Origin of the sequence: Rhodococcus jostii NBRC 16295 (genome assembly GCF_001894825.1) — a bacterium.
Taxonomy (GTDB): domain Bacteria; phylum Actinomycetota; class Actinomycetes; order Mycobacteriales; family Mycobacteriaceae; genus Rhodococcus_F; species Rhodococcus_F jostii.
Genome location: NZ_BCWY01000172.1, coordinates 1 through 6864, shown reverse-complemented (window position 1 = coordinate 6864; position 6864 = coordinate 1). Strand labels below are relative to the sequence as shown.

The following is a 6864-nucleotide window of genomic DNA, read 5'->3' as shown; positions in this document are numbered from 1 at the left end:
CGATATGAATCCGGCTGCTGCGGCGCGCGGCGCCACCGGCAGCGGGCCGATGACGGTAGGGCGCGGCGCCGCCGGTGCGGGCTCGCAGGACGAGGAGGAGCGGGACACCCCCGACTACCTGAAGAACTTCGAGCACTTCGCCGACGGGCGCACCGTCATTCCCTCGGTCATCGGCGCGAACCCGGACCATCGGGAGTCCGGACGGTGATCGACCTGGGCACCCAGCCGGGTGTGCCGACCCTCCCGGCCGTGCCCCTGAGCCTCGACGAAATGGATTATCTCGTCGACACGCTCGCGCTCGACGTACTGCCGGTGGTGCTCGACGCCGCCCCGCGGTACGACACGTACGACACGAGGGACGCAGCGTTCCGCGGCGCCGTCGACACCCTCACCGCCCGGGATCTGCTCCCGGGCGGTGAGGTTCACCCCGAACTCGCCGACCGGCTGCGGGTGCTCGCACGACCGGTGTGGGAGATCGCGCTGCGCTGGTACGTCGAGGGCAGCATCTCGAGACTGTGCCTCTCGCAGGGCAACGCCCTCTCGGTGCTGACCCTGCGCGCCGGCGACACCTACGTCGTCCAGGACGCCGGCGCCGACATCTTCGCTCCTGTGATCGGAGCGCTGGGGGCGGTGGACCCACTGAACTTCGGCGTCGTCAACGCACCCACGGTGCAGCTCGGTGAGGCCTTCGATCAGGGCGGCGACGGCAAGACGCTCGCGGCCGCCCTCACCGCACTCGGGGTAACCGCCGTCGACGCGACCGCCCTGGGCAACGCGATGGCCGGCTGCACCACGTACGCCGAGATCGTCGGAATCGTGTACGGCGACGGGCAATACGACCCGGTGGGCGGACCCGTCACCGTGTTCGACACCGCGGGCGGGCGTGTCGTCGGCACCTCCAGCCTCTCCGCGCACGGGGTCGCGTGGTCGTCGCTCAGCCCCGGCACCCCGCAACGTCTGCGGCAGGCGCTGGAGTCGCTGGCCGACCGACTGCGCTGACCTAGATCGGTTGCCGCTTCCACCACGCGCCGGTGTCGCGGCGTTCCTTCCACGTGGTGAATTCGTACCGGTACATCCGCGCTCGCACGTGTTTCGGAGGGTCATCCGGGAACGGATTGTGCTGCAACAATTTCAGGGTGTCGCGATCGTTCCGCAACAGCCGCTCCACGAAACCCCGGAACCACGGTTCGGCGTACCCGGGCGAGATCGCCGTGAACCAGAACAACCAGTCGAGTCGCAGGTGATACGGCGCGAACTGGCGCGGCCGACGGCGCACGTCACCGGGTTTCCCCTTGAAGCCGTACTCCTTCCACTCGGAGTGCGCACTGATGTGCGCGTCGGACGTGCCCTCGACAATCACCTCGTACCGCACCCGGGTGATGCTGCCGAACGCGCCGTACGTGTTGACGAAATGCCACTTGTTGAACGAGGCATTCATGCGCTGCCCGTGGGAGATCATGTTGCGAATCGGCCAGTAGCTCAACACGACGACGAGCGCCGTCACCGCGACCACCGCCACCACGAACGGCAACGGCGCCGAATCGCTGCTCGCCGGTATGTCGACTGGCAACACCGTCGCGTACACGCTGTCCGGGATGACGGCCAGTCCCAGCACGATCGTCGTCCAGTTCAGCCACGAGAAGTTGCCGCTCGCCACCAGCCACAGCTGGGTGACGATCATGATCGTCGCGGCGATTGCAGCGACCGGTTGCGGCGCGAACAGTCCGAACGGCACCACCAGTTGCGCGAAGTGGTTGCCGAGCACCTCCACCCGGTGCAGCGGCTTCGGCAACCGGTGGAAGTACCAGCTGAACGGTCCGGGCATGGGCTGTGTTTCGTGGTGGTAGTACAGGCAGGTGAGGTCGCGCCAGCATCGGTCGCCGCGCATCTTGATGAGCCCGGCCCCGAACTCGAGGCGGAACAGCAGCCACCTCAGCACGAGCAGGACGAGCACCGGTGGCCCGACCGACGTGTTGCCCAGGAAGATCGCGAGGAAGCCTGCCTCGAGCAGCAACGACTCCCAGCCGAAGCTGTACCAGAGCTGGGACACGTTGACGATCGACAGGTAGAGCACCCACAGCGCGAACCACACGAGCATGCAGGCCGCGAGCGGGACGATCTGCGTCAGACCGAGCAGCGCGGCGAGGGACAGCGCGGCGCCGGTCCAGCACACCGCCTCGAAGAACCGGTCCGAGTAGTGCAGGTGGAAGATGCTCGGGGAACGCCCGAACGTGACCGCACGGAGAAATCTCGGGATGGGCAGCATCCCGTTGCTTCCGACGAGTGGTCTGAACTGGTTTCTCGCCGCCACGAACGCGACGAGATAGATCGCGGCAAGTCCCTCGGTGACGAGCAGCCGACCGAGCGAATAGTCATCGCCAACGAACCATTCCACCGCCGTCACTCCTCGAGGACGGTTTTCTCCATCGTCGCGCAACCCCGGGGTGCGCGCAACGACATCACCCCATGGGGTCGTCAGCGCCGGGAATCACCCGATGCTCGAACGGTGGCTCGACGGTTCCCCAGCGCACGCACTCCCAGCCGCCGCCCGCGAGCGGCGTCAACTCCACCGACTGCGTGTTGGCCAGGTGATTGTTGGCGGCGAAGAGGCCGGGCACGCCCGCCAATTGCGCTGCCACCAGCCGGATGGCCGCGCCGTGGCTGACCAGCACCACGTCTCCGGATTCCGCCGGATCGTCGAGGTACTGCTCGCGGAGGGAATCCACGACCGGCACGTACCGGTCGAGGATGTCGTGGGCGGATTCCCCGCCGGGCACCCGCGCACCCAGTTCGCCGGTGTGCCACAGGTGGAACGTCTTCATGAACAGCTTGTGCGATTCCTCGTCGCTGCGGTCCTCGAGTTCCCCGGCCTGAGCCTCGTGCAGACCCTCCCGCACCTGGACGGCGATGCCTGACGCGAGTTCCACGAAGCGCGCCGTCTGCCGGGCGCGCAACGCCTGTGACGACACGAGGGCGGCCGTCGTCGCCTTCGCGGCGAGGTCGGTGCCCAGCAGTTCGGCTTGCGCGAGCCCTTCGGGTGTCAGTCGGGCGCCCGGCAGTCGGGTATCGAGCCTGCGTTCGACGTTGGCCTCGGTCTGCCCGTGCCGGACCAGGATCAGCTTGCCGCTCACGATTCCCTTTCTCCCTGACGGATTCGTTCGATCCAATCCGCCGCGTCTCCGTCGGACGGCGGGGGCGGGCCGCTGGGGTTCGCCGCGGGCCAGGACCCGAGGAACCGCACGTGCGACTTTCGGTGCAACGCCCGGAACGCTTCGTCCACGAGCGGGTCGTCGATGTGCCCGATGCAGTCGACGAAGAATCGGTAGGTGCCCGGGTTCGTGCGCACCGGGCGTGACTCGATGCGAATGAGATCGATTCCGCGCGTCGCGAACTCGGACAGCACGCCGACGAGGGAGCCGGGCGTGTTGTGGGGTTCGAGAACGGCCGAGGTACGGTCGCCGCCGGTGCGTGCGGGCACCGGGACCGGTGCGGTGACGAGCACGAACCGGGTGCGGGCGCTCTTCTCGTCCGCCACCCCGTCGGCGAGGCTGTGCAACCCGAGGCGTTCCCCGGCGAGCGCCGTGGACACGGCGGCGTCGGCCAGTCCGTTCGCCACGTCCTCGGCCGCGCCGGCGTTGGACGACGCCGTCTGGACTTCGGCGGCGGGGCAGTTCTCCTCCAGCCAGATTCGCACCTGCCCGGCCGCGACCGGGTACGCCCGCACGGTGCGCACCTGGTCGAGCCGCTCGATGCCCGGCCGGCCGAGGATCGTGAACGCCACGTCGAGTTCGGTCTCGGCGACGATCTGCAGCCGGTCGCCCAGCGCGAGCGAATCGAGCGTGGGCACGACGGCCCCCTCGACGGAACTCTCGATGGGCACGACGGCACCGTCGACGACGCCGTCGCGCACCTTCGCCAGGGTGGCAGGCGGGCTGGTTGCCGCTACCCGCTCGACCGGCCCGTCGAAGGCGCCCGCGGCCTCGAGCTGCGCGAGCGCCATCTCCGTGAAAGTTCCCGAGGGTCCGAAATACGCGATCTTTGGCACGCCTACGAGATTACGCATCGAGCGTCGACGGTCCGGCGCATTGCCGGTGAATGTTTTACCGCAGACCCGCGTCCGAGAGTTCGCGGGCGACGAGCGCCGGGTCGGTCACCTCGACACCCAGCAGAACCTCGCGGACGGCCTCCGCGGCCTCGGGAATCAGTGAGGTGAGCTTCGCGGGATCCGGCGCCGCGAGCGCAGCCCGCACGTCGTCGCCACGCAGTGACGCGACCGTGCCCGACAGGATCGCGAGCACCTCGGCCGTGTCGCGGGCTCGCGCCACGTATCCGACGTCGGCGTGCGCGAGGACGGCGAGGAAGTCGGCGACCTCGCCGACCGAGTGTCCGCTCGCGAGTCCCGGAATGCGGCCGGCGCCCGCGAGGTGCTGCGCGGTCTCGGCCAGTCCGAGTTCGTCGGAGTCGTCCGTGGTGACGAACACGGCGAGCGGCGACGGCAGCCGGAGGGCGACCGCGTCACCCAGCTGGTCGGCGGGGCAGTCGAGGTGGAATCGGACCGCCTCGTAGGACGCCTGCTCACGGGTGCGGAGACGGGCCGGGTCGACGTCGAGGCCCACGATGATGCGACCGGCGTCGGTCCCGACCGCGTCGAGCAGCGCGGAGGCCGGGACCACTCGCGGTCCGAGTGCGCCGCCGGCCCCGTCAGCGGCACCGGACCCGCTGAGAAGTTCCGCGAGCAACGACTGCGGTCCGCGGGAGCGGGGGACGCCGAGGGAGAGAGGTATAGCCACCTTCCCACCGTAATGCCCGCCGGATCGGCCGAAGTTTCCTCGGGGTCTTGCCATCGTCGATGGCGCCACATTAGGTTAGGGTTACCTCAGTATCGCGGAACCCTGAAGGAGGCTCCATGCCCGTCACGACCACCGGTCCGTCCACCGCCGAGCGTGTGCGTAGCTCGTGCGCACGGACCCAGGACGCGGTACTCGCCGTCGAAGGCAGCGCCCCGACCGTCACCTCCGTGCACCACCTGCGGTCCAGCGGTGACGTCGTCGTCGCGGTCCCGAACGATTCGGCGGCCGCCACACTGTCCTGGCTCGCCGGTGGCGGCGGCATCCCCGCCGTGCTGGAACTCACCGACAACTCGCCGCTCGCGCTCCGCGAGCCCGTCCGGTCACTCGTCTGGCTGCGCGGCACCCTCCACGCCCTGTGCGAGGCGCACACCCGATCGCTGGCAGACGAGGTGGCGTCCGAGTTCCCGCACCCCGGGCTTCTCGACGTCGGCCACGACGCGACGCTGCTGCAACTGCACCTCGAATCCGCGGTGGTCGCCGACTCGAGCGGCGCCGAACCCGTCGCCCTCGCCGACCTGCTGGCCGCCCGGCCCGACCCGTTCTGGGAGATGGAGACCGTCTGGCTCCAGCATCTCGACGAGGACCACCGCGACCTCATCGACATGCTGTCCCGCAAACTGCCGCCCCACATGCGGCGGGGACGCGTCCGCCCCCTGGGCATCGACCGCTACGGACTGCGGCTGCGCGTCGAGAACGACCACGGCGACCGCGACATCTGGATGCCGTTCTCGGCGCCCGTCGACGACGCCGTCGCATTGAGCAGGGCGATCCGGCTGCTGGTGGGATGCCCGTTCGTGAACGGGCTCCGCGCGCGCGGCTGATCGGCATTCCGGTTCGGCGCAGGCTAGCGTGGCCGCGTGATCTCGCGTGCAACGCTCGCCTCCTGGATACGGCCCGCCTCACCCGAACCGGCAGCGCCGCCGGTCACCGGGAGTGAGCGGCGGGGCCTGTGGATCGAGATCACGATCGTCCTGCTCGTCACCTTCGGGGCGAGCGGGCTGTCGGGATTGCTGTCGCTGTCCGAATCGCTGCTGACCCCGGGCAACCTGGCCGACCAGGCCGTCGCCCTCAACGTCTCCCGCGCGGAGAACCAGGTCATCGACGTGGCCCGGCAGTTGCTCGGTGTGGTGAAACTCCTCGCCTGGGGAGCGCTGGGGCTGTATCTCTTGTGGCGCAGCGGGATGGGGCCGAGCAGCGTCGGCCTCGGCCGGTTCCGCCGGCGCCCCGACCTGACGCAGGGTGTCGGGCTCGCCGCGCTGGTCGGCCTGCCGGGACTCGGCTTCTATCTTCTGGCCCGCGCGGTCGGTGCCAACCTCACCGTGGTCCCGAGCACGATCGGCGACCACTGGTGGCGGCTGCCCACCCTGATCCTGTGGGCGATCGCGAACTCCGGCGCCGAGGAAGTGCTCGTCGTCGCGTATCTGATCACCAGGCTGCGCCAACTCGGGTGGAGCGAGAATTCTTCGCTGCTCGCGTCTGCGGTGCTGCGCGGGACGTACCACCTCTACCAGGGGTTCGGCGGCGGGTTGGGCAACGTGGCGATGGGTCTGGTGTTCGGCCGGTACTGGCAGAAGACTGGACGGTTGTGGCCTCTCGTGATCGCGCACGCCACCATCGATTCTGTCGCGTTCGTCGGCTACGCCGTCCTGCGCGGGCACGTCGGCTGGATTCCGTAATCCGGCCGGACCAGTAAAGTCGTGCGGGTGACCGGCGACGCCCCCTACCCTCCGCTGCCGCCCCGTCCGCCTCGGCGGACGCAGGGCGGGCAGCCGGTGCCGCCGCCGCCGAACCGTCGAATTCCACCCTTTGAACAGCGAGTTCCCCCGCAGACGCGGAGGGTGCCCCCGCAGGGTCCGCCGCCACAGGGGCCTCCTGCGCCTCGTCCGCGCCACCCCGCTCCCCGCCAGGGCCCGCCCGCGCCGCCGCCGGAGGGCACCCAGGTGATCCGCCGGGACGGCAGAGGCGCACCGCCGCCGCCACAGCAGGCGTGGTCGCAGGCCCCCGAACCGCAGCT

7 protein-coding genes and 1 pseudogene are annotated in these 6864 nt (G+C 69.8%); 4 read left to right on the top strand and 4 right to left on the bottom strand.

Annotated elements, in window-relative coordinates; all coding sequences use genetic code 11:
• Together RJ1_RS44060 and RJ1_RS44055 are read left to right on the top strand one after the other, a co-directional pair.
• Positions 1 to 208: pseudogene (locus RJ1_RS44060) on the top strand (PPE family protein); the annotation flags it as partial.
• On the top strand, positions 205 to 999 hold the full coding sequence (locus tag RJ1_RS44055; RefSeq protein WP_073370912.1) for an ESX secretion-associated protein EspG: 795 nt from the start codon (positions 205 to 207) through the stop codon (positions 997 to 999). The pseudogene RJ1_RS44060 and the gene RJ1_RS44055, both read left to right, overlap by 4 nt.
• Before the next feature lies 1 nt (position 1000).
• Here RJ1_RS44055 and RJ1_RS44050 read toward each other — a convergent pair whose 3' ends face one another.
• The 4 genes from RJ1_RS44050 to RJ1_RS44035 form a co-directional block, all read right to left on the bottom strand.
• On the bottom strand, positions 1001 to 2395 hold the full coding sequence (locus tag RJ1_RS44050; RefSeq protein ID WP_378382513.1) for a lipase maturation factor family protein: 1395 nt from the start codon (positions 2393 to 2395) through the stop codon (positions 1001 to 1003).
• 64 nt (positions 2396 to 2459) lie between these two features.
• The gene (locus RJ1_RS44045) at positions 2460 to 3131 is read right to left on the bottom strand and encodes a histidine phosphatase family protein (protein ID WP_073370906.1); all 672 of its coding nucleotides are present in this window, start codon (positions 3129 to 3131) and stop codon (positions 2460 to 2462) included.
• Positions 3128 to 4063: a prephenate dehydratase gene (gene pheA / locus RJ1_RS44040; RefSeq protein WP_073370903.1), complete on the bottom strand. Its 936-nt coding sequence runs from the start codon at positions 4061 to 4063 to the stop codon at positions 3128 to 3130. The genes RJ1_RS44045 and pheA overlap by 4 nt, the downstream gene beginning before the upstream one ends.
• Before the next feature lie 37 nt (positions 4064 to 4100).
• Positions 4101 to 4790 carry a hypothetical protein gene (locus tag RJ1_RS44035; RefSeq protein ID WP_073370901.1) on the bottom strand — a complete coding sequence of 230 codons (690 nt, stop codon included), beginning with the start codon at positions 4788 to 4790 and terminating at the stop codon, positions 4101 to 4103.
• Positions 4791 to 4906: 116 nt separating this feature from the next.
• Between RJ1_RS44035 and RJ1_RS44030 the strand changes: the two genes are divergently transcribed.
• Together RJ1_RS44030 and RJ1_RS44025 are read left to right on the top strand one after the other, a co-directional pair.
• Complete coding sequence (locus RJ1_RS44030; protein ID WP_073370898.1) at positions 4907 to 5671, top strand: DUF2470 domain-containing protein; 765 nt, start codon at positions 4907 to 4909, stop codon at positions 5669 to 5671.
• 36 nt (positions 5672 to 5707) lie between these two features.
• Positions 5708 to 6526, top strand: a complete 819-nt coding sequence (locus tag RJ1_RS44025) for a CPBP family intramembrane glutamic endopeptidase (protein WP_073370895.1) — start codon at positions 5708 to 5710, stop codon at positions 6524 to 6526.
• Positions 6527 to 6864 lie beyond the last annotated feature (338 nt).